At 63.6% G+C, this 20,398-nt stretch carries 19 protein-coding genes; 12 read left to right on the forward strand and 7 right to left on the reverse strand.

The genetic code is table 11. From position 1 onward, the window contains the following. Nucleotides 1-32: 32 nt before the first annotated feature. Nucleotides 33-1,205 (reverse strand): UbiH/UbiF family hydroxylase, encoded by a 1,173-nt coding sequence (locus AC1ECK_RS32340; RefSeq protein WP_480326636.1) that lies wholly within the window; start codon nucleotides 1,203-1,205, stop codon nucleotides 33-35. Nucleotides 1,206-1,575: 370 nt separating this feature from the next. On the opposite strand from AC1ECK_RS32340, the gene ychF reads away from it, so the two are divergent. After that, on the forward strand, nucleotides 1,576-2,670 hold the full coding sequence (gene ychF / locus AC1ECK_RS32345) for a redox-regulated ATPase YchF (protein ID WP_480326638.1): 1,095 nt from the start codon (nucleotides 1,576-1,578) through the stop codon (nucleotides 2,668-2,670). A 111-nt stretch (nucleotides 2,671-2,781) separates the two neighbouring features. On the opposite strand, the gene AC1ECK_RS32350 is transcribed toward ychF, so the two are convergent. The 3 genes from AC1ECK_RS32350 to AC1ECK_RS32360 form a co-directional block, all read right to left on the reverse strand. After that, nucleotides 2,782-3,213: a helix-turn-helix domain-containing protein gene (locus AC1ECK_RS32350; protein WP_480326640.1), complete on the reverse strand. Its 432-nt coding sequence runs from the start codon at nucleotides 3,211-3,213 to the stop codon at nucleotides 2,782-2,784. Beyond that, the gene (locus AC1ECK_RS32355) at nucleotides 3,201-3,482 is read right to left on the reverse strand and encodes a type II toxin-antitoxin system HigB family toxin (protein ID WP_480326642.1); all 282 of its coding nucleotides are present in this window, start codon (nucleotides 3,480-3,482) and stop codon (nucleotides 3,201-3,203) included. Before AC1ECK_RS32355 ends, AC1ECK_RS32350 begins: the two co-directional genes overlap by 13 nt. 68 nt (nucleotides 3,483-3,550) lie before the next feature. After that, complete coding sequence (locus tag AC1ECK_RS32360) at nucleotides 3,551-4,513, reverse strand: glycerophosphodiester phosphodiesterase family protein (protein WP_480326644.1); 963 nt, start codon at nucleotides 4,511-4,513, stop codon at nucleotides 3,551-3,553. A gap of 253 nt (nucleotides 4,514-4,766) precedes the next feature. On the opposite strand from AC1ECK_RS32360, the gene ugpB reads away from it, so the two are divergent. The 9 genes from ugpB to AC1ECK_RS32405 all read left to right on the forward strand — a co-directional run bounded on the left by ugpB (nucleotide 4,767) and on the right by AC1ECK_RS32405 (nucleotide 15,103). Next, nucleotides 4,767-6,092, forward strand: coding sequence for a sn-glycerol-3-phosphate ABC transporter substrate-binding protein UgpB (gene ugpB, locus AC1ECK_RS32365; RefSeq protein ID WP_480326646.1), 1,326 nt, complete (start codon nucleotides 4,767-4,769; stop codon nucleotides 6,090-6,092). Between the two features lie 65 nt (nucleotides 6,093-6,157). Beyond that, nucleotides 6,158-7,042: a sn-glycerol-3-phosphate ABC transporter permease UgpA gene (ugpA, locus tag AC1ECK_RS32370; RefSeq protein ID WP_480326648.1), complete on the forward strand. Its 885-nt coding sequence runs from the start codon at nucleotides 6,158-6,160 to the stop codon at nucleotides 7,040-7,042. Beyond that, the gene (gene ugpE, locus AC1ECK_RS32375; protein ID WP_480326650.1) at nucleotides 7,039-7,884 is read left to right on the forward strand and encodes a sn-glycerol-3-phosphate ABC transporter permease UgpE; all 846 of its coding nucleotides are present in this window, start codon (nucleotides 7,039-7,041) and stop codon (nucleotides 7,882-7,884) included. The genes ugpA and ugpE overlap by 4 nt, the downstream gene beginning before the upstream one ends. Before the next feature lie 141 nt (nucleotides 7,885-8,025). Continuing rightward, the gene (locus tag AC1ECK_RS32380) at nucleotides 8,026-9,114 is read left to right on the forward strand and encodes a sn-glycerol-3-phosphate import ATP-binding protein UgpC (RefSeq protein WP_480326652.1); all 1,089 of its coding nucleotides are present in this window, start codon (nucleotides 8,026-8,028) and stop codon (nucleotides 9,112-9,114) included. Between the two features lie 269 nt (nucleotides 9,115-9,383). Then, nucleotides 9,384-11,048 carry an energy-dependent translational throttle protein EttA gene (gene ettA / locus AC1ECK_RS32385; RefSeq protein WP_480326654.1) on the forward strand — a complete coding sequence of 555 codons (1,665 nt, stop codon included), beginning with the start codon at nucleotides 9,384-9,386 and terminating at the stop codon, nucleotides 11,046-11,048. Nucleotides 11,049-11,174: 126 nt separating this feature from the next. Further along, nucleotides 11,175-12,296 carry a DUF748 domain-containing protein gene (locus AC1ECK_RS32390; protein ID WP_480326656.1) on the forward strand — a complete coding sequence of 374 codons (1,122 nt, stop codon included), beginning with the start codon at nucleotides 11,175-11,177 and terminating at the stop codon, nucleotides 12,294-12,296. A gap of 134 nt (nucleotides 12,297-12,430) precedes the next feature. After that, the gene (locus AC1ECK_RS32395) at nucleotides 12,431-12,958 is read left to right on the forward strand and encodes a 2,4'-dihydroxyacetophenone dioxygenase family protein (protein WP_480326658.1); all 528 of its coding nucleotides are present in this window, start codon (nucleotides 12,431-12,433) and stop codon (nucleotides 12,956-12,958) included. Between the two features lie 75 nt (nucleotides 12,959-13,033). Then, complete coding sequence (locus tag AC1ECK_RS32400) at nucleotides 13,034-14,335, forward strand: MFS transporter (RefSeq protein ID WP_480326660.1); 1,302 nt, start codon at nucleotides 13,034-13,036, stop codon at nucleotides 14,333-14,335. A gap of 39 nt (nucleotides 14,336-14,374) precedes the next feature. Further along, nucleotides 14,375-15,103 carry an SDR family NAD(P)-dependent oxidoreductase gene (locus AC1ECK_RS32405; protein WP_480326662.1) on the forward strand — a complete coding sequence of 243 codons (729 nt, stop codon included), beginning with the start codon at nucleotides 14,375-14,377 and terminating at the stop codon, nucleotides 15,101-15,103. 107 nt (nucleotides 15,104-15,210) lie between these two features. On the opposite strand, the gene AC1ECK_RS32410 is transcribed toward AC1ECK_RS32405, so the two are convergent. From AC1ECK_RS32410 to AC1ECK_RS32420, 3 genes are all read right to left on the reverse strand, one after another. Then, nucleotides 15,211-15,834, reverse strand: coding sequence for an HAD family hydrolase (locus AC1ECK_RS32410; RefSeq protein WP_480326664.1), 624 nt, complete (start codon nucleotides 15,832-15,834; stop codon nucleotides 15,211-15,213). A 118-nt stretch (nucleotides 15,835-15,952) separates the two neighbouring features. Beyond that, the gene (locus tag AC1ECK_RS32415; protein WP_480326666.1) at nucleotides 15,953-17,767 is read right to left on the reverse strand and encodes an aminopeptidase P family protein; all 1,815 of its coding nucleotides are present in this window, start codon (nucleotides 17,765-17,767) and stop codon (nucleotides 15,953-15,955) included. A 19-nt stretch (nucleotides 17,768-17,786) separates the two neighbouring features. Then, on the reverse strand, nucleotides 17,787-18,041 hold the full coding sequence (locus AC1ECK_RS32420) for a hypothetical protein (protein WP_480326668.1): 255 nt from the start codon (nucleotides 18,039-18,041) through the stop codon (nucleotides 17,787-17,789). 194 nt (nucleotides 18,042-18,235) lie between these two features. Between AC1ECK_RS32420 and AC1ECK_RS32425 the strand changes: the two genes are divergently transcribed. Together AC1ECK_RS32425 and hemA are read left to right on the forward strand one after the other, a co-directional pair. Continuing rightward, nucleotides 18,236-18,943, forward strand: a complete 708-nt coding sequence (locus tag AC1ECK_RS32425) for a response regulator transcription factor (RefSeq protein ID WP_480326670.1) — start codon at nucleotides 18,236-18,238, stop codon at nucleotides 18,941-18,943. A 78-nt stretch (nucleotides 18,944-19,021) separates the two neighbouring features. Beyond that, nucleotides 19,022-20,305 (forward strand): glutamyl-tRNA reductase, encoded by a 1,284-nt coding sequence (gene hemA, locus AC1ECK_RS32430; protein ID WP_480326672.1) that lies wholly within the window; start codon nucleotides 19,022-19,024, stop codon nucleotides 20,303-20,305. The last annotated feature ends 93 nt before the right edge of the window (nucleotides 20,306-20,398 follow it).

Genomic DNA, 20,398 nt, shown 5'->3' on the forward strand with positions numbered 1-20,398 from the left:
ACCCGTGCCTGGCGCGGCCGAATGTGTGCCGCCTACCCCAACGCCGCCGAAACAAGCCAACGCTTGATGAGTGGCTGCGCCCCGACGAAAGCCATGCCGGTATTGCGCAGCACGCGAGCAACCGGGCCGGGGACGGAAAACAGCTTTTGCAGGCCGTCGGTGGCAATCATCAGCGCGCGGATGTCCTCACGGCGCGCCCGCTCATAGCGGCGCAGCAGCACGGTGTCGCCGAGGTCGCGGAACGCTTCCTTGGCGGCGATCGTGTCGGCGAGCGCCGCGACGTCGCGCAGTCCGAGATTCATGCCTTGTCCCGCGAGCGGATGGATCAGGTGCGCCGCGTCGCCCACCAGCGCGACGCGCGGCGCGACGAGCCGGTCGACGGTTTGCAGGGCGAGAGGAAAACCCTTCGCGGGCGTCACGCAGTCGAGCGCACCCACCTGGCCGCCGGTCACGCGTTCGACTTCCGCAGCGAGCTGCGCCGGATCGAGCGCGAGAAGATCGTGGGCATGCTCGGTGCGCGCCGACCAGACGAGCGAAACATGTCCGTCAGGCAGCGGCAGCAGCGCGATGATCTCGCCGTCCTTGAACCACTGGTACGCCGTTTCGCCGTGCGGCTTTTCAGCCTTGAAGTTGGCGACCACGCCGGTTTGCTTGTAGTCGCGGCGGATGACCTTCGGGCCGATCTGCGCGCGCACCCACGAATGAGCGCCGTCCGCGCCGACCACCAGATCCGCTTCGAGCACCTTGCCGTTGGCCAGCCCGATCGTCGCACCGCCCGGCTTCACGTCGAGCCCCTGGGCGCGCGAATCGATCCATTCCAGATTGGGCTGGAACCGCAGCGCGGCATCGAGCGCGCGCTCGATCAGCGATGACTCCCCAATCCACGCCAATTGCGGCACGGAAGCCTGAAACGCGGAGAAGTGCAGTTCGGCATGGGCGTCGCCGTAGACCCGCATGTCGTAGACGGGGCCGAGGCGCGCAGTGTCGAGCACCTGCCAGACGCGCAGGCGTTCCAGCAGGGCCTGCGAACTGGAGGACAGCGCGTAGACCCGCGCGTCGAAGGCAGCGCCGGCGGGCAGCGGAGCGCATGGTTGCGCGAGCAGCGCCACGCGCAGGCCACCCTGCGTCAACGCGAGCGCCGCGGTCTTGCCGACGAGCCCGCCGCCGATCACGGCGACGTCAAAGGTCTGGAGGTGAGCAGTCATGCCCGCATTATAGCTGCGGGGGGTGGCGGGGCCGGATCGGCGGATGCGGCTTTTGAGCTGGCGCAGGTCGCGGCTTTTCCCGGGTCCGGGGCGGGAACGGCGCCACTGCGAACGAGCGTAGCGGCATGCTCACGGCGACGGGCGCTGAGCGCTCCGTCAGGCCAACCGTGCGAAGGCAACGCCGGACAGGGTTACAATTGCGGTTTCCGGTGATCCACGTCACGCACAAGACGTGCCGCCTGCGCTGCGAGATCCGGCGTTGTCCCGTTCAATCCGGGAACACTACCCGGCGCGCCAGGCCGAGCCACAGGGGCTGTCCGTGCGCCCCGCTCGAAAAAGCACGTCACCACCTGATTTCTAGAGAAACCCCATGAGCCTCAAATGCGGCATCGTCGGCTTGCCTAACGTCGGCAAGTCCACCCTGTTCAACGCGCTGACCAAGGCGGGCATTGCCGCCGAAAACTATCCGTTCTGCACGATCGAGCCGAACGTCGGCATCGTCGAAGTGCCGGACGCGCGGCTCACGGCGCTCGCCGACATCGTCAAGCCGGAACGCATCCTGCCGGCCGTGGTGGAATTCGTCGACATCGCCGGCCTCGTGGCCGGCGCGAGCAAGGGTGAAGGGCTCGGCAACCAGTTCCTCGCCAACATCCGCGAAACCGACGCGATCACGCACGTAGTGCGCTGCTTCGAAGACGAAAACGTGATTCACGTCGCCGGCAAGGTGGATCCGCTGTCGGATATCGAAGTCATCAACACCGAACTGGCGCTGGCCGATCTGGCGACCGTCGAAAAGTCGCTCACGCGCTACGCGAAGGCGGCCAAGTCCGGCAACGACAAGGAAGCGGTCAAACTCGCCGCCGTGCTGGAAAAGGTCCGCGTGCAGCTCGATCAGGCGAAGCCGGTACGCGCGCTCGACCTGTCGGACGAAGAGCAGGCGCTGCTCAAGCCTTTCTGCCTGATTACCGCCAAGCCGACCATGTACGTGGCGAACGTCAAGGAAGACGGTTTCGAGAACAACCCGCACCTGGATGCGGTGCGCAAGTTCGCGGACGCCGAGAAGGCGCCGGTCGTCGCAGTGTGCGCCGCGATCGAAGCGGAAATCGCCGATCTGGAAGACGAAGACAAGCAGGTATTCCTCGCCGACCTGGGCATGGAAGAGCCGGGCCTGAACCGCGTGATCCGCGCCGGCTTCAAGCTACTCGGCCTGCAGACATACTTCACGGCAGGCGTGAAGGAAGTGCGCGCGTGGACGATCCATATCGGCGACACGGCGCCGCAAGCAGCGGGCGTGATTCACACCGACTTCGAACGCGGCTTCATCCGCGCGCAGACGATCAGCTTCAGTGACTTCGTGACCTACAAGGGTGAGCAAGGCGCGAAGGAAGCCGGCAAGATGCGGGCGGAAGGTAAGGAATATGTCGTGCACGACGGGGATGTGATGAACTTCCTGTTCAACGTCTAACGGCAAACACCAGTTGGCGCGTCGCGCCATGGTGCAATAAACCCCGTAGCGCCTTGCGCGCTTACGGGGTTTTTCTTTGTGGGCGCACCATTAGAGCGAATGCACCGCAATTTACGCAGGGAAAAACACCGCAGGGCTGACGCCAAAGCGCTTCGAAACGTCGCGAATCTGGCGCGCGTTCAGTTCGCGTTTGCCGTTGAGTATCTCAGACACTACACCTTGACTGCCGATCTCCGGGAGTTCCGATTGCTTAATGCCGTGCTGATCCATGATCGCGCGGAGCACTTCGGCAGGTGACGCGTCGGGAAGCGCATAGTGAGCGTCATCGAAGTCACCGATGAATTCACCGAGCGTCGTCACCAAGCCCGCAAGCGGATGCGTTTCATCAGCCGCACCTGCGTCCAGCAAAGCATTGAGTACACGCACCGCATCGTCATATTCCGTGGCGTCGGCAATAGGGTGCAACGGCACCTTTGCGGACAGCGCACCAAAATGATCTGCGAGTTCATTGACTTCGGTCGGTGAAAAAATCAAGGCTTCCATTTGTCGTACTCCTTGTGCGTCAGTACATGGCGCACGTACAGCTTCTGCACATTGAAGTGCACCGCTGCGATCAATCTAAACTTGTTACCGCCGATGTCGAAGACGTAAAAATCACCAACCCGGTCCGTTGCGTTAAACGCTTGCTTGAGCGCGGCAAAGTTCGAAAACGCTCCTGCTTCGATCGTCTTACGCCACATTTGAAGCGGCACACCCGCCTCGGGGTATCGTTCGGCGAACTCGACCAACGATCTGTTGGAAATAACGCGCATAGTCCAAAATATCTCAATTTGCGATTTTTATCAAGGCCCATTGAGCCTCATCTGATCCGCGGCGCCAACTACCCGCCACACCGCAACGACACCCCCATCCCCGCCCGAATCGCCGTCATCTTCGCCGGCGAGTCCGACAACACCGCATCGACCCCGAGACATGCCGCCGCGCGATAGTCATCCGCGCTGTTCACGGCAATTGCGACGATATGCACATCCGGACGTTGCCTGAAACACGCCACCGTCGCGGGCGTCCAGAGCGTCGCGTTCACCTCCGAGCGCCCTTCCCCCAGCGTGAATTTCTCCACCACGCTCACCGTTCGATGCAACTCGAAAGCCGCCGAAGCACGTTCGGCGGGCGCATCGACACAACCTTGCTGAAGCAGCACGCGCACCAGCCGGGTGCGTGTCGCGTCGCGCGACTCGAAGATTTTCGCCTGCGGATACGCGGCAAAGCTGCCCTGATACTCGGCCTCGGTCGAATAGAGCGTCACCCGTGACCACGCGTTCTCCTCGCTCAACACCTGCGCGACCGCCTGGGTCTGCGGCTGCGCAGGCAGCGCCTTCATGTCGAGGATCACCGGCAGCGAAGGCGGAATAGCCCGTAATGCTTCGCGCAGCGTCGGAATCCCCACCGGCCGGCTGCGATACGGATAAGCGTCCGCTCCCTGAGCGTCAGGCTGGTGAAAGCTCCACCCGGCGTTGACCCGGGCAAGCTCCGCCGCGGTGCGCGCGGACACCGGCCCACTGGCATCCGTCAGTGCCGACAGATCCGCCGGCCGATACAGCACCGGCACCCCATCCTTGCTTAGTTGCACAGTCAACCACATGGCATCGGCATGGTGCGCGAGCGCGAGGCGAATCGCCTCCAGCGTGTTCTCGGGAGCGTCGCCGGTGCCGCCGCGATGCGCGATGATTCGCGGCAGCGCAGTCGTCGAAGCATCCGCTGGCGCCACAGAAGGCGCAGCACAACCGGACAGCACCGCACTACAGAAAGCGAAGACTAAACCAACGCAAATCAGGCGAGGCATCTGGACTCCTGAATAGAACGGACGGGATCGGAGCGGGTATCTTACGGTTCGCAGATCTCAAAACAAGGCAAGGCAAGCCAGTCAGGCAAAAAAGCAGCCATCGGCAGGCATCAAATCCAGCTCGGCGGCGGCCGACCGCCGCCGCCGCGAGGAACGGCGCACAAACAATATTCTCCGACCCCAGACTGTCATCGAGCCAAACTAAAATCGCGCAACCCTCAGGCTGTACGCCTGCCGACCAAGGAGACCATAGATGAGTTGCACCCCGCTGTTCCGTAAGCTCGCAGTAACGGCAGTTTTCGCCTTCGGCATCAATCAGGCCGCCCAGGCCGCGACGGAAATCCAGTTCTGGCATGCCATGGAAGCCGCCCTCGGCGAGCATCTGAACGACATCGCCAACGACTTCAACGCCTCGCAAACCGACTACAAGATCGTCCCTGTCTTCAAGGGCTCCTACGACCAGACGCTCGCCGCCGGTATCGCCGCCTATCGCAGCGGCAACGCGCCGGCGATCCTGCAGGTCTACGAAGTAGGCACCGCCACGATGATCCAGGCGAAGAAAGCAGTGATTCCGGTCTCCGAGGTATTCAAGCAGGCCGGCGTGCCGCTCGACGAGAAAGCTTTCGTGCCGACCATCGCCAGCTATTACAGCGACTCCAAATCCGATCAGCTCATCTCGATGCCGTTCAACAGCTCGACACCGGTGCTGTATTACAACAAGGACGCCTTCAAGAAGGCCGGCCTGGACCCGAACCAGCCGCCGCGCACCTGGGATGAACTGCGCAAGGACGCGCAGAAGCTGAAGGCCTCGGGCATGTCGTGCGGTTATTCGTCGGGCTGGCAGAGCTGGATTCAGCTCGAGAACTACAGTGCCTGGCACGGCCTGCCGTTTGCGACGGAAAACAACGGCTTCGACGGCGCCGACGCGCAACTCGACTTCAACAAGCCGCAGCAGATCGCCCACATCCAGTTCCTGCAGGACATGGCGAAGGAAGGCTCGTTCACCTACGTCGGACGCAAGGACGAACCGGTATCCAAGTTCTATAGCGGCGATTGCGGCATCATCACCAACTCCTCGGGGTCGCTCGCCAACATCAAGAAGTACGCCAAGTTCAGCTTCGGCACCGGCATGATGCCGTACGACGCCAGCGTCAAAGGCGCGCCGCAGAACGCGATCATCGGCGGCGCGAGCCTGTGGGTGCTGTCCGGCAAGGATCCGAGCGTCTATAAGGGCGTAGCGAAATTTCTCGCCTACCTCGCCTCGCCGCAAGTCGCCGCCAAATGGCACCAGGACACCGGCTATCTGCCCATCACCACCGCGGCTTATCAGTTGACGCAACAGCAGGGCTTCTACGAGAAGAACCCGGGCAGCGAAACCGCGATCAAGCAGATGCTCAACAAGCCGCCTCTGCCGTACACCAAGGGCCTGCGTCTGGGCAACATGCCGCAGATCCGCACGGTCATCGACGAGGAACTCGAGCAGGTCTGGGCGGACAAGAAGACGCCTAAGGAAGCGCTCGACTCCGCCGTCGCACGCGGCAACGAATTGCTGCGGCGCTTCGAGAAGGCCGGTAGCTAAGCGGCGCTGGCCAGCTTCAGCATGCAGCCGGGCCAGTGGCCCGGCGTTTTCTTTAGAGAGCCTTCATGGAAAAGCGATCCCGTTTCGGCACTGGCGTCCTGCCTTATCTGCTGGTTGGGCCGCAACTGGCAATCACGCTGGTGTTCTTTCTTTGGCCGGCCGGCGTCGCACTGTGGCAGTCCACGCAAAGCCAGGACGCGTTCGGCACCTCGACCGAATTCGTCGGTCTCGCCAACTTCAAACAGATCTTCGCCGATCCGCTCTACCTGGCGTCGCTGAACACCACACTGCTGTTTTGCGCGCTCGTCACGGTCAGCGGACTCGTGATTTCGCTGCTGCTCGCGGTCTGCGCCGATCGCGTCACGCGCGGCGCAAAGGCCTATCAGACGCTGCTCATCTGGCCGTATGCCGTCGCCCCGGCGATTGCCGCGGTGCTGTGGTCGTTTCTCTTCAATCCGAGCATCGGGCTCGTGACCTATGCGCTTGCGAAGTACGGCATCGTCTGGAATCACGCACTCAATCCGGGCCAAGCCATGTTTCTCGTCGTGCTCGCCTCGGTCTGGAAACAGGTCAGCTACAACTTCCTGTTTTTCTATGCCGGCCTGCAGGCCATTCCGCGCTCGCTGATCGAGGCGGCCGCCATCGACGGCGCCGGACCGGTGCGGCGCTTCTTCGGCATCGCGCTGCCGCTGCTCTCGCCGACGAGCTTCTTCCTGCTCGTCATCAATCTGGTCTACGCGTTCTTCGACACCTTGCCGGTCATCGACGCAGCCACCGGCGGCGGCCCCGCCCAGGCTACACGCACGCTGATCTACCGGATCTTCGCCGAGGGCTTCCAGGGCCTCGACATCGGCAGTTCGGGCGCGCAGTCGATCGTGCTGATGGTGATCGTGATGGCGCTGACCGTCGTGCAATTTCGTGTCGTCGAGCGGAGGGTCCAATACTCATGATCGAGAATCGCCGCGGTTTCGACCTGTTCTGCCACGCGGTGCTGATGATCGGCGTCGCGCTGGTGGTGTTTCCGGTGTACGTCGCGTTTTGCGCGGCCACCATGAGCGAGCATGAAGTCTTCACCGTGCCGCTTTCGCTCGTCCCAAGCACGCATCTGTTCGAGAACATCGCCAACGTCTGGGTGCACGGCAGCGGCAACGCGGCCAGTCCGTTCGGCCGCATGCTGTTGAACAGCCTCGTGATGGCACTGGTGATTTCGATCGGCAAGATCGCCATTTCGATGATCTCCGCGTACGCCATCGTGTTCTTCCGCTTTCCGTTCCGCAATCTCGCATTCTGGCTGATCTTCGTCACGCTGATGCTGCCCGTCGAGGTGCGGATCTTTCCGACTGTGCAGGTCGTGTCGTCGATGCATCTGTCCAACACCTACGCCGGCTTGACGCTGCCGTTGATCGCTTCGGCCACCGCGACTTTCCTGTTCCGGCAGTTCTTCATGACACTGCCCGACGAACTGATGGAGGCGGCACGCATCGACGGCGCCGGCGCGCTGCGTTTCTTCTGGGACATCGTGTTGCCGTTGTCGAAGACCAATATCGCGGCGCTCTTCGTGATCACCTTCATCTACGGCTGGAATCAATACTTGTGGCCGATCCTGATCACGAGCCAGCAATCGCTGACCACCGCGGTGGTGGGCATCAAGAGCATGATCGCGTCGGGCGACACCGCGACTGAATGGCATCTCGTGATGACCGCAACGCTGCTCGCGATGCTGCCGCCGCTCGCGGTCGTGCTGACCATGCAGCGCTGGTTCGTGCGCGGACTCGTGGATGCCGAGAAATAAGCCGCCGCAGTGGTCCGGTAAATGGTCTGGGAAGTAGTCCGAAAGACGCTCCCAAAGCAACGCTCAAGAACTGAACAACCCCGCGGCGACGCCAGGCCTTCCAGGCCGGCGTGACCGCAGAAGCAAACAAAGGCGGACGGAATGGCTGCATTGACGTTAAACAGCGTGAAGAAAACCTACGACGGCAAACAGTTCGTACTGCACGGCATCGACGTGGAGGTCGCCGACGGCGAATTCGTCGTGATGGTCGGGCCGTCGGGTTGCGGCAAATCAACCCTGCTGCGGATGGTGGCAGGACTCGAGAGCATCTCCGACGGCACGATCTCGATCGACGGCAAGGTCGTCAATCAGCTCGAGCCGAAGGACCGCAACATCGCGATGGTGTTCCAGAACTACGCGCTCTATCCGCACATGAGCGTGGCGCAAAACATGGGCTATGCGCTGAAAATCAGCGGCGTGGAGCGCGCGGCGATCGACCGGCGTGTGCAGGCTGCCGCGCAGATTCTCGAACTCGAAGCGCTGCTCGAACGCAAGCCGCGCGAGCTGTCGGGCGGCCAGCGGCAGCGGGTGGCGATGGGCCGCGCGATCGTGCGGGAGCCCGCCGTGTTTTTGTTCGACGAGCCGTTGTCGAACCTCGATGCGCGGTTGCGGGTGCAGATGCGCCTCGAAATCCAGCGCTTGCACGCACGCCTCGCGACCACCAGCCTGTACGTCACGCATGACCAGATCGAAGCAATGACGCTCGCAACGCGTGTGATTGTGATGAACCGCGGCCATGCCGAGCAGATCGGCGCACCCACCGAGGTCTACGAGCGGCCGGCGACGGTGTTCGTCGCCAGCTTCATCGGCTCGCCGGGGATGAATCTGCTGGAAGGACGCGTCTCGGACGACGGCGCCAGCTTCGAGGTCGCCGGCGACGGTCCCCGGCTGCCGCTCGCGGGCATGCCGTGCATTGGCCGCGAAGTGGCGGCCGGGCGCGAATGGATCGTCGGCATCCGGCCTGAGCATATGACGCCGGGGCTGCCGAACGCGGCGCATGTCACCCTGACGGTCGACTCCTGCGAACTGCTCGGCGCCGACAACCTCGTGCATGGACGCTGGGGCAAGCACGACGTGACGGCGCGGCTGCCGCATGCGCACCGGCCGGCGAACGGCGAGGCGCTGCAGGTCGCACTACCCGCGCAACATCTGCATTTCTTCGACCCGGCGAGCGGGAAGCGGGCGAACTGACCGATTGCGGATGCGGTGAGGCGCCCATCGCACCCCTCAGGCCGACAGCGCCGCCCCGCACCATCTCGTCCGACTCGACCGCCGCGCCCCGAAGTACAATGGCACCTCTCGCGCCACGCGCGGCGCCGCGTCGAACGCTCACAGCGCTTCGACGCCTCGCCCGCACCGGCCGGAAACCGGCAACACCGCGGCGACACCGAATTCCCATCCACCCCACGACCGCCCGCCCCGAGCGCGGCCGGCGGCGTCAACATCCTATTGCAAACAAAATGGCCCAATACGTCTTCACCATGAACCGGGTCGGCAAGATCGTGCCGCCCAAGCGTCAAATCCTGAAAAACATCTCCCTGTCGTTTTTCCCCGGTGCGAAGATCGGTCTGCTCGGCCTGAACGGCTCGGGCAAGTCGACGCTGATCCGCATCATGGCGGGCGTCGACAAGGAGATCGAAGGCGAAGCCACGCCGATGCCGAACCTGAACATCGGCTACCTGCCGCAGGAGCCGCAACTCGATCCGCAAAAGACGGTGCGTGAAGCGGTCGAGGAAGGTCTGGGCGAAGTGTTCGGCGCGCAGAAGAAGCTCGACGAGATTTACGCCGCCTACGCCGAACCGGACGCGGATTTCGACGCGCTCGCCGCCGAGCAGGCCAAGTACGAAGCGATCCTCGCCACCGCCGATGGCAGCGCTGAACAACAAATCGAAATCGCCGCCGACGCCCTCCGTCTGCCGGCATGGGACGCGAAAATCGAGCACCTGTCGGGCGGCGAAAAGCGCCGTGTCGCACTGTGCAAGCTGCTGCTCGAAAAGCCGGACATGCTGCTGCTCGACGAGCCGACCAACCACCTGGACGCCGAATCGGTCGACTGGCTCGAACAGTTCCTGACGCGCTTCCCGGGCACGGTCGTCGCCGTCACTCACGATCGCTACTTCCTCGACAACGCCGCCGAGTGGATTCTCGAACTCGACCGCGGCCACGGTATTCCATGGAAGGGCAACTACAGCAGTTGGCTCGACCAGAAGGAAGAACGCCTGAAGCAGGAAGAAGCGTCGGAATCGGCGCGCCAGAAGGCGATCAAGAAGGAACTGGAGTGGGTGCGCCAGAACCCGAAGGGCCGCCAGGCGAAGTCGAAGGCGCGGATCGCCCGCTTCGAGGAACTGAACAGCCAGGACTACCAGAAGCGCAACGAAACGTCGGAAATCTTCATTCCGGTCGGCGACCGCCTCGGCAATGAAGTCATCGAGTTCAAGAATGTCTCGAAGGCGTACGGCGATCGTCTGTTGCTCGACAACGTCAGCTTCAAGATTCCGGCGGGCGCCATTGTCGGCATCATCGGCCCGAACGGCGCGGGCAAGTCGACGCTGTTCCGCATGCTGACCGGCAAGGAACAACCGGATTCGGGCGAAATCGTGCAAGGGCCGACGGTCAAGCTCGCGTACGTGGATCAAAGCCGCGACGCGCTCGACGGTTCGAAGACGGTGTTCGAAGAGATTTCCGGCGGCGCCGACGTGCTGACGGTGGGCAAGTATGAAACGCCGTCGCGTGCTTACATTGGCCGCTTCAATTTCAAGGGCGGCGACCAGCAGAAGATCGTCTCGAACCTGTCGGGCGGCGAGCGCGGCCGTCTGCACCTGGCCAAGACGCTGATCGCGGGCGGCAACGTGCTGCTGCTGGACGAACCGTCGAACGACCTCGACGTCGAAACGCTGCGCGCGCTCGAAGACGCGCTGCTCGAATTCGCCGGCTCGGTGATGGTGATCTCGCACGATCGCTGGTTCCTCGACCGTATCGCCACGCACATCATCGCGTTCGAAGGCGATTCGCAAGTGACGTTCTTCGACGGCAACTACCAGGAATACGAAGCGGACAAGCGCAATCGCCTGGGTGAAGAAGCTGCAAGGCCGAAGCGTCTGCGCTACAAGCCGATCGCGCGCTAAGCGCGCTTGCCAGACAGGCCGCGCCGCAGATGGCGCGGTTTGCCCGGGGCAGCCGGCTCGCGGCACGGGGTTTGCTCTCCGACCTACGGCCAGCCGCGCCTCCCGCGCGGCCACGAGGAGGCAACCATGACGATGTCGACCGGAAGACGCGTGGCCATTGCCGTCGCCGGCATTTTGCTGGGGCTGTTCGTCGTTGCCCTTGGCGGTCTTTACTTCGCGCAATACGAAGTCAAACAGCGCGTGATCGCCGCACTCGGGCCGCTCGGCAGCGCGCAGAGCATCGATGTCGGCCTCACCTCCGTGCGCCTTAGCCACGTTCGCCTCAAAGGACCGCCCGGCTGGCCCTCCGCTGACTCTCTACGGGCCGATCAGATCACCGTGATCCCCGACGTGCGCGACCTGCTGCACAAGCGCATGCATATCCGCTCGGTCGTGGTGAGCGGCTTCGACCTTTCCGTGGTGCGCCGCGCGGATGGCACACTCAATCTGCTCCCCAATCTCAAGGAATCGCTGAACCGGCCGGATACCGGCGCAGGCGCCGGCGAGACGCCGTTGCCGCAAGAGAAGCGCGTCGATCACATCGCCTTCGAGCAAGGCACGTTCGAGTTCTACGATTTCACCGTCAGCAAGCCCGCGTATAAGGTGACCGTCACCCAGGCCAGTGCCAGCGTCGACAACCTGCATCTGCCCGCACTCACCGAACCGACGAGTGTCGCGGCCAACGGTTCGATCGTCGGTCCGGCGCATACCGGCACTGTCGCCTTCGGCGGCTGGATCAAGATCGCCAGCAAGGATTCGCAGACCACCTGCACGCTGCACGGCGTCGACGTCGTGATGCTCGATCCCTACCTGCTCAAGAAGGCCGGCGCCAAGACGCAAATCGCGGGTGGCACACTCGACCTGACGGTCGAATCGACCGTGCGCGACTATCACCTGCACGCGCCGGGCACGCTGACCGTGCACCAACTGCAACTCGCCGATAGCGGCGATCCGCTCGACACTTTCCTGTCGATTCCGACAAAAGCCGCCGTTGCGGCGCTGAAGGCGCGCAGCGGCGATATCACCGTGCACTTCGTCCTGGACGGCAATTTGCACGACCCGAAATTTTCAGTGAACGAAAACCTGCTGACCAAGCTTGGAACCGGCTTCGCCGAGGCGCTGGGCGTGAGCGTCGAGGGTGTGGCGAAAGGCGCGGGCGAAACGGTGAAGGGCTTGGGCAACGCGCTCAAGAATCTGCTCGGGCAGTAGGTCGCCACCGCGCGTCTTCTATGCAGGTCATCGCCGCGAGTCATCGCCACGCCTTGACACGTCGCAAGGAAAGTTCGAGGATTTGTCCAGAACGCGATTTAAATATCCACATTATGGGTAAATCAGGAGACATTATGCCAAGCCCATCCGCTGCCGCCGACGCGATGACGCCGTATCAGCTCCCCAACCCGCCCGAGGCGCTACGCGAGATCGTCGTCGAATCGGCGATTCCTCAAGACGAGCGTCTGTGGGTGCCGCAAGCCGAGAACGTCTGGTTCCGGCCACTGTGCCTGAACGTCTCCACCGGCTACTGGATGAATCTGCTGCGCGTGCGCAAATCGGGCGTGCTGAGCCGGCACCGGCACCCAGCTGCCGTGCACGGCATGGTGCTCAAAGGCAAATGGCGCTACCTCGAACACGACTGGATCGCGACTGAAGGCAGCTACGTGTTCGAGCCGCCGGGCGAAACGCACACGCTTTACGTCCCCGAAGACGTGGAGGAAATGATCACCTACTTCCAGGTGAACGGCGTGATGTACTACTGCGATCCATACGGCAATTTCACCGGCTATGAAGACGTGTTCACCAAGCTCGAGATGTGCCGGGAACACTTCGAGAAAGTCGGGCTCGGCGCCAATTATGTGGACCAGTTCGTGAGGTAGAAGTAGAGGCAGGTTGTCGAAGCATACGCAGTGTTCCATCCATAGACTCAAAAGAGCATCGGAGGAGACAAAACCATGCAGGCAAAGACACCGCGCCTACGGCGCATCCAGTGGGTCGCGCTCGCGTTCCTGACGCTAGCGGGCATCGTCAATTATCTCGACCGCAGCACACTGTCGATCGCAAACCACTCGGTGAGCGGCGAACTGGGGCTCAGCGCGTCGCAAATGGGTCTGCTGCTGTCCGCGTTCTCGTTTTCGTACGCGTTCTCGCAATTGCCGATGGGCGCGCTGCTCGATCGCTTCGGCGCTCGCCTGATGCTGGGGCTCGGCATGTTCGTCTGGTCGGTGGCGCAGTTGTTTGGCGGCTTCGTGCAGAACCTGCAGCAGTTCCTGGTCGCACGGATCTGCCTCGGCATCGGCGAAGCACCGCAGTTCCCGGCCGGCGCGAAAGTCGTCAGCGAATGGTATTCGCTACGTGAGCGCGGCCGGCCGACCGGCATTTTCACTACCTCTTCGACGATCGGCCCCGCCCTCGCACCGCCCATTCTCACGGGCTTGCTACTCGCATTCGGCTGGCGCTGGATGTTCATCGTGATGGGGGTGATGGGCATTGCGGTGTCGATCGGCTGGTACCTCGTCTATCGCAACCGCCGCGAAGTCACGCTCGAACCGGACGAAGTCACCCATCTGACCGAGGAAGAACCGCACACGCGCGCCGAGCGGCGCATGACAGGGGCCGAATGGCGCGGCCTGTTCGCCTCGCGGACCACGTGGGGCATGATCTTCGGCTTCATGGGTGTGATCTACATGGTCTGGCTGTACCTGACCTGGCTGCCCGCCTACCTCGAACACGAACGGCATCTGTCGATTGCGAAGACTGGCTGGGTGGTCTCGATTCCCTATCTGTTCGGCACGCTGGGCATGCTGTCGAGCGGTTTTGTCGCCGATGGGCTGATGGCGCGCGGCATCGCGCCGATCCGCAGCCGCAAGTGGCCAATCTGCACGGGGCTGATTTTCGCAGCCGTGTTCACGGTGCCCGCGGCCTACACGCCGAACACCACGCTCGCCGTCGTCTACCTGTCGCTGGCGATGTACTTCGTCAATATGGCAAGCGGCGCAGCATGGGCGCTCGTCAGTGTCGCCGCGCCGCGGCACCTGGTGGCGTCGCTCGGCAGTATCCAGAACTTCGGCGGCTACTTCGGCGGTTCGTTCGCGCCGTTCATCACCGGCGTGGTGGTCGAGCAGACGCACTCGTTCGTCGACGCCTTCCTGATCAGCGCGGGCGTGTCGTTCGCGGCGGCGCTCGTCTATATGTTCGTGGTGCGTGCGCCGATCGCCGAGCGCGCCGAAACCGTAGCCGCCGCGACGCTGGCCTGAGCATCCCGGCTCTTTCGTTCACTCGCTTCGAGATTCGCCATGACGTTTCAGCAAGATCTCTTCGCAGGTAAAACCGCCGTCGTGACCGGCGGCACGCAGGGCATCGGCGCGGAAATCGCGCGCCGGCTCGCGGCGCTCAGCGCGCACGTGATCGCAGCAGGCCTCGCGCCGACCGACGCGCAGCGTCAGACGCTCGGATCGGGCATCGAGGTCCGCTCGCTCGACGTCAGCTCGAACGACGAGGTCACCGCGCTGTTCGCACCGCTCGCCTCACTCGATGTGCTGGTGAATTGCGCAGGCATGATCCGCCGCGCCGCCGAACACGAACTCGAGGTGTTCGAGCAGGTGATCGACGTGAACCTCACCGGGACGATGCGCGCCTGCACAGCGGCGCGCGTCCTGCTGAAAAAGAACCGCGGCGCCATCGTCAATACGGCGTCGATGCTGAGCTTTTTCGGCGGCGCGCTGGTGCCGGCATATAGCGCGAGCAAAGGCGGCGTGGCCCAATTGACCAAGTCGCTCGCGCTGGCGTACGCGCAGGATGGGGTCCGCGTGAACGCCGTCGCGCCCGGCTGGATTGCCACGCCGCTCACGCAGGCGCTGCAGGACGACGAGGGCCGCTCGCGGGCGATTCTGGAACGCACGCCGCTCGGCCGCTGGGGCAAGCCGGAGGACGTCGCGCAAGCGGTGGTGTTCCTGTGCTCGCCGGCAGCGGCGTTCATCACCGGCACGATCGTTCCGGTGGATGGGGGGTATCTGGTGGCATGAATAACTGATGCGTACCCGGCGGCAAGAAACACGCCGCTATGAAGACGTTTTGAAACCGTTTGGGGCGACCGTCTGAATCAGGCCGTCTGAATCAGTTCAACCGAGACTCAGACCGGCAGGCCCAACTCACGCAGTTTCGCCTCGGTTTGCGCCGCGGACGTGTGATGCACGCCGTGCCAGCCGAGCGCGCTCGCGGCTTGGGCATTCTTGAGGTTATCGTCGATAAAGACGAGTTCGTGCGCTTCGATGCCGGGTAATTGCACCTCGATACGCCGGCGCATTTCGGCGAAGATCGCCGGATCCGGCTTCACCAGTTTGACCCGGCCCGACACCACGATGTCGCGAAAGCGCCGCAGCACCGGGAAGTGCTCCCACGCATACGGAAACGTCTCGTCCGACCAGTTGGTGAGACCGAACAGCGGCACGCCCGCCGCATCGAGCTTGTCGAGCGTCGCCACGCCATCCTCGAGCACGCCGCCGATCATCTCGTGCCAGCGCTCATAGAACGCGCGGATCAGGGCTTCGTGATCGGGAAACTGCGCAACCAGCTCGGCCGTGCCGTCGGCGATCGCCTGGCCGCCGTCCTGACGGATCACCCAGTCCATCGAGCAGACATGGGTCAGAAACCAGCGGCGCCCGGTTTCGTCGGGGATCAGTTGGCGAAACAGATATTCGGGACTCCAGTCGATCAGGACTCCACCGAAATCGAACACCACGGCCTTGATGCTCATGCGAACTCCGTTGTCACCGCCACCGCTGCTACGCCAGTCATATGCCGCGCGCCTTGATCGCTGATTGCGGCACAGGCACCTCTTCGGAACCTCGCCGCTCCGGTTACTCGCCGCCGCCTCAAACAGCCTGCGTGCGCGTCTCGAGCCAGGCTTTTGCCTCACCCGACACATGCGGCGCAATCCGTGCGCGCACCGTCTCGTGATACGCGTTCAGCCACGCGCGCTCGTCCTCGCGCAGCATCGACAAATCGAAGCAGCGCGTATCGATCGGGCACATCGTCAGCGTCTCGAACTGGAGGAAATCGCCGAACTCGGTCTGCTGCGCCGGACGGTTCAACACCAGGTTCTCGATGCGCACGCCCCACTTGCCCGGCCGGTAGATGCCCGGCTCGACCGAGGTAATCATGCCCTCTTCCATCGCCGTCCACGGTTCAGCCGGCGCGTAGTGCGAAATGATCTGCGGGCCTTCATGCACGTTCAGGAAGTAGCCGACGCCATGGCCCGTGCCGTGACCGTAATCGGCACCGGCTTCCCAGATCGGCGCGCGCGCAATCGAGTCCAGCATCGGCGAGCGGATGCCGCGCGGAAACTTCGCCCGCGAGAGCGCCATCATGCCCTTCAACACCACCGTGCAATCGCGCCGCTGCGCGTCGCTTAGCGTGCCGATAGGCAAGACGCGCGTGATGTCGGTCGTGCCGGTCAGATACTGGGCGCCGGAGTCGATCAGCAGCAGCCCGTTGCCTTCGATGACCGAGTGCGATGCGGCGGTCGCGCGGTAATGCGGCATCGCGCCGTTGCCGTTGAAACCGGCGATGGTCGCAAAGCTCAGCGAAATGTAGTCCGCCCGGCGCGCGCGGGCGGCCGTCAGCCGCTCGTCGACGCTCAGCTCGGTAATCGTCTCGCGACCCAGCGCGCCTTCGAACCATGCGAAAAATTCGGCCAGCGCGGCGCCATCCTGCTCCATCGTCGCCCGCACGTGTTCCGCGTCCGCCTCGGTCTTGCGCGACTTGAGGAAGGTCGACGGATTCACCGCTTCGACGATCTTCACCGTAGACGGCACCGATTGCAGCAGGCCAAACGTAATCCGGCGCGGATCGATCAGCAGGGTCGCACCGCCCGGGAGCGCGGCGAGCGCCTCGGACGCTTTCCCATACGATTCGACATGGATGCCGTCGCGCGCCAGCGCTTCGACCAGAGTCTGCGGCACCTTGCCGTCGGCCACGAAAAGCGAGACACGCTCCAGCCCGATCAGCGCATGCGCGACGAACACCGGGTTATAGCTGACGTCGGCGCCGCGCAGGTTCAGCAGCCATGCGAGATCGTCGAGCGTCGAGATGAAGTGCCACTGCGCGCCCTTTTCCTGCATCGCGCGGCGAATCTGATCGAGCTTGTCGGTGCGCGCCATCGTTGCGTGCGGCGCGGCGTGCTCGAACACGGTTTCAGTCGGCAGCGACGGCCGCTGGGACCAGATCGAATCGAACAGATCGACGTCGGTGCGCAACTTCACGCCATGCGCACTCAGCGCCTGGGTCAGCGAGCGCGCTGCGGCGAGGCCCAGCACCGCCCCATCGACACCGACCGTGGCGCCTGCCGCCAGGTTCTGCGCCATCCAGTCGAAGTGCGGCTGCGACTGCTGCCCACCCATCATTTTCATCAACTGGACGCCGGTGCCGGTCAGTTGCGCTTCGGCCTGCTCCCAGTAACGGCTATCGGTCCACAAGCCGGCAAAACCGTCCGTCACGACCAGCGTGCCGGCAGAACCGGTAAAACCCGATAGCCATTGGCGGCCCTGCCAGCGGCCGGGCAAGTATTCGGACAGGTGCGGGTCCGCGGATGGGACCAGATAGGCCGCAAGGCCTTCACGCTTCATCGCGCTGCGCAGGTGAGCGATACGCTCAGGAATAGAAGAGGTTTCGGGAAGTCGGGCATTCATCGGATTCACCTGCAAATGTTCAGCGACGGGACAACAAGCCGACCGTCACGGCAACGGCGATCAAAGCGACAGCCGTACACACCGGCCATTCGAGCGTATCACCATCATGGAAGAGACCGGTCACATTGCCGGCCATGCGGGCGACCACCGCGCCCAGCACACCGGCCAGCAGCGCCGCCCAGAAACGTGTGCGGCTGGCGTGCCGCAGCGGATGCAGCCACCAGCCCGCGAGACCGGTCACCGCACCCAGTAACACGATACCGGGCCACCCCATCAGTGGGGAACCTCGCTCACTTTCGGACTCTTCTCATAGGCGTAAAGCGTTCGGGCAACTAGCATTTTTGTCTCGTTAACTATAAAGGTCAGCACGGCGCTTTCCGCGTAGCGGTTGAGTTTAGGGGCCGGGGTCACATTTAGGCAAGCCGTAAGGTTTCGCCGCCCGCGTCCGCCACGCTGAAAGCGGGTCCTATGCGAATCGCCCTCATCGAGCCTGACCTTCGCCACGCGGAACTCGTGGACAGGCTGATCTTCGCCGGTGGCCATGCCTGTCGTCATTTCATCGCCAGCGCGCCGTTTCTCGCGAGCGCGTGCGACGAATTCTTCGATCTCCTGCTGACCGATAGCTGGGCCGGCGACCGCCCGGCCGAAGACGTGATTCCTCGTGCCCGCAGTATCCTGCCCAACCTCCCGGTCATCATATTGATGTCGGCGCCACGCGAAAGTGAGATTGTCGCAGCATTGCACGCCGGCGCGGACGATTGTCTGAGCAAACCGGTTCGTGGCCCCGAAATGCTGGCTCGCGTCGACGCCCTGCTGCGGCGCGCCGGGCTGCGCCGGCCGCCCAACCGCAGGCTCGACGTGTTCGGCGGCTACGTATTCGACGCCGCGCACTTTACCGTTACCTTCCACGGCGAAACAGTGGCACTAACCCCCAAGGAATTCCGTTTCGCGCTGCTTCTGTTCAATAATGTGTCGCGGCCGGTGTCGCGCGCGCATATCCTCGAAACCGTCTGGACCCGTCGGCGTGACGTAAGGTCGCGCACGCTCGACACGCATGCGTCGCGGGTGCGCACCAAATTACAGTTGCGAGCCGAGCACGGCTATTGCCTGACGCCGCTGTACGGCTTCGGCTACCAGCTCGACGCGGTCCCGCTGGAGGGCGGCACGCTCGTCTAAAGGTGTACCCGGACTGAAAGAATTATGGAAACGCTATAATATTGGGCTAAACCATAGCGCCTCACCATAGCGCCCCCTATGCAGCTTCTAACGATCGGAATCAATCACCACACCGCGCCCGTCGCCTTGCGCGAACGCGTGGCGTTTCCGCTCGAACAGATCAAACCTGCCCTGGCAACCTTCAAGGATATCTGGCTCGGCCCCGCCCGGAGCGCGCCGGAAGCGGCGATCCTGTCCACCTGCAACCGCACCGAACTCTACTGCGCGACTGACGACCATGCGGCCCGTGAAGCCGCCATTCAGTGGTTCTCGCGATATCACAACCTGCCGGTCAGCGAACTCGCGCCGCACGTGTACGCGCTGCCGCAGTCGGAAGCCGTGCGCCACGCGTTCCGGGTGGCATCGGGGCTCGACTCGATGGTGCTGGGCGAGACGCAGATCGTCGGCCAAATGAAAGATGCAGTGCGCACGGCCTCGGAAGCCGGCGCCCTCGGCACTTACCTGAACCAGTTGTTCCAGCGCACCTTCGCGGTCGCCAAGGAAGTGCGCACCACCACGGAGATCGGCGCGCAATCGGTTTCGATGGCCGCAGCGGCGGTGCGTCTTGCGCAGCGCATCTTCGACAAGGTGGCGAACCAGCGCGTGCTGTTTATCGGCGCGGGCGAAATGATCGAACTGTGCGCGACCCATTTCGCCGCGCAACAGCCGCGCGAGCTGGTGGTGGCGAACCGCACCGCCGAGCGCGGCGCGCGGCTCGCCGAGCGCTTCAATGGCCGGGCCATCCCACTGTCTGACCTGCCCGCGCGGATGCACGAGTTCGACATCATCGTCTCGTGCACGGCGTCCACGTTGCCGATCATCGGTCTGGGCGCCGTCGAACGGGCGGTGAAGTCGCGCCGGCACCGGCCGATTTTCATGGTCGACCTGGCCGTGCCGCGCGATATCGAACCCGAAGTCGGCAAGCTGGAAGACGTGTTCCTGTATACCGTCGACGATCTCGGCGCCATCGTGCGTGAAGGCAACGCCTCGCGCCAGGCGGCGGTCGCGCAGGCCGAAGCGATCATCGAAACGCGCGTGCAGAATTTCATGCAGTGGCTCGACGCGCGCAGCATCGTGCCGGTGATCCGCCATATGCACACTCAGGCCGACCTGCTGCGCCGCGCCGAAGTCGAACGGGCGCAAAAAGCGCTCGCCCGCGGCGAGGATCCCGCCGCCGTGATCGAAGCGCTTTCGCAAGCGCTGACCAACAAGCTGATTCATGGCCCGACGCACGCGCTCAATCGCGCCAGCAGCGAAAATCGAGATAAGCTCATCGAACTGATGGGCGGTTTCTACAAACATTCCGGTTCTTCGGAACGTTAGCGGCGCTGCCGCCACGTGCCGCCTCGCCATGTGTTCCGGCAGGCCGGCGCCCAACTCCAGGGCTTGCGCCCGCCTCCCCAGTTACGCCGTCCT

The organism is Paraburkholderia sp. SSBN10T (assembly GCF_056619545.1).

Bases quoted from the DNA above. Each gene is read 5' to 3' on its own strand.
- AC1ECK_RS32340 (WP_480326636.1), bottom strand. From the start codon at position 1,205: ATGACTGCTCACCTCCAGACCTTTGACGTCGCCGTGATCGGCGGCGGG.
- ychF (WP_480326638.1), top strand. From the start codon at position 1,576: ATGAGCCTCAAATGCGGCATCGTCGGCTTGCCTAACGTCGGCAAGTCC.
- AC1ECK_RS32350 (WP_480326640.1), bottom strand. From the start codon at position 3,213: ATGGAAGCCTTGATTTTTTCACCGACCGAAGTCAATGAACTCGCAGAT.
- AC1ECK_RS32355 (WP_480326642.1), bottom strand. From the start codon at position 3,482: ATGCGCGTTATTTCCAACAGATCGTTGGTCGAGTTCGCCGAACGATAC.
- AC1ECK_RS32360 (WP_480326644.1), bottom strand. From the start codon at position 4,513: ATGCCTCGCCTGATTTGCGTTGGTTTAGTCTTCGCTTTCTGTAGTGCG.
- ugpB (WP_480326646.1), top strand. From the start codon at position 4,767: ATGAGTTGCACCCCGCTGTTCCGTAAGCTCGCAGTAACGGCAGTTTTC.
- ugpA (WP_480326648.1), top strand. From the start codon at position 6,158: ATGGAAAAGCGATCCCGTTTCGGCACTGGCGTCCTGCCTTATCTGCTG.
- ugpE (WP_480326650.1), top strand. From the start codon at position 7,039: ATGATCGAGAATCGCCGCGGTTTCGACCTGTTCTGCCACGCGGTGCTG.
- AC1ECK_RS32380 (WP_480326652.1), top strand. From the start codon at position 8,026: ATGGCTGCATTGACGTTAAACAGCGTGAAGAAAACCTACGACGGCAAA.
- ettA (WP_480326654.1), top strand. From the start codon at position 9,384: ATGGCCCAATACGTCTTCACCATGAACCGGGTCGGCAAGATCGTGCCG.
- AC1ECK_RS32390 (WP_480326656.1), top strand. From the start codon at position 11,175: ATGACGATGTCGACCGGAAGACGCGTGGCCATTGCCGTCGCCGGCATT.
- AC1ECK_RS32395 (WP_480326658.1), top strand. From the start codon at position 12,431: ATGCCAAGCCCATCCGCTGCCGCCGACGCGATGACGCCGTATCAGCTC.
- AC1ECK_RS32400 (WP_480326660.1), top strand. From the start codon at position 13,034: ATGCAGGCAAAGACACCGCGCCTACGGCGCATCCAGTGGGTCGCGCTC.
- AC1ECK_RS32405 (WP_480326662.1), top strand. From the start codon at position 14,375: ATGACGTTTCAGCAAGATCTCTTCGCAGGTAAAACCGCCGTCGTGACC.
- AC1ECK_RS32410 (WP_480326664.1), bottom strand. From the start codon at position 15,834: ATGAGCATCAAGGCCGTGGTGTTCGATTTCGGTGGAGTCCTGATCGAC.
- AC1ECK_RS32415 (WP_480326666.1), bottom strand. From the start codon at position 17,767: ATGAATGCCCGACTTCCCGAAACCTCTTCTATTCCTGAGCGTATCGCT.
- AC1ECK_RS32420 (WP_480326668.1), bottom strand. From the start codon at position 18,041: ATGGGGTGGCCCGGTATCGTGTTACTGGGTGCGGTGACCGGTCTCGCG.
- AC1ECK_RS32425 (WP_480326670.1), top strand. From the start codon at position 18,236: ATGCGAATCGCCCTCATCGAGCCTGACCTTCGCCACGCGGAACTCGTG.
- hemA (WP_480326672.1), top strand. From the start codon at position 19,022: ATGCAGCTTCTAACGATCGGAATCAATCACCACACCGCGCCCGTCGCC.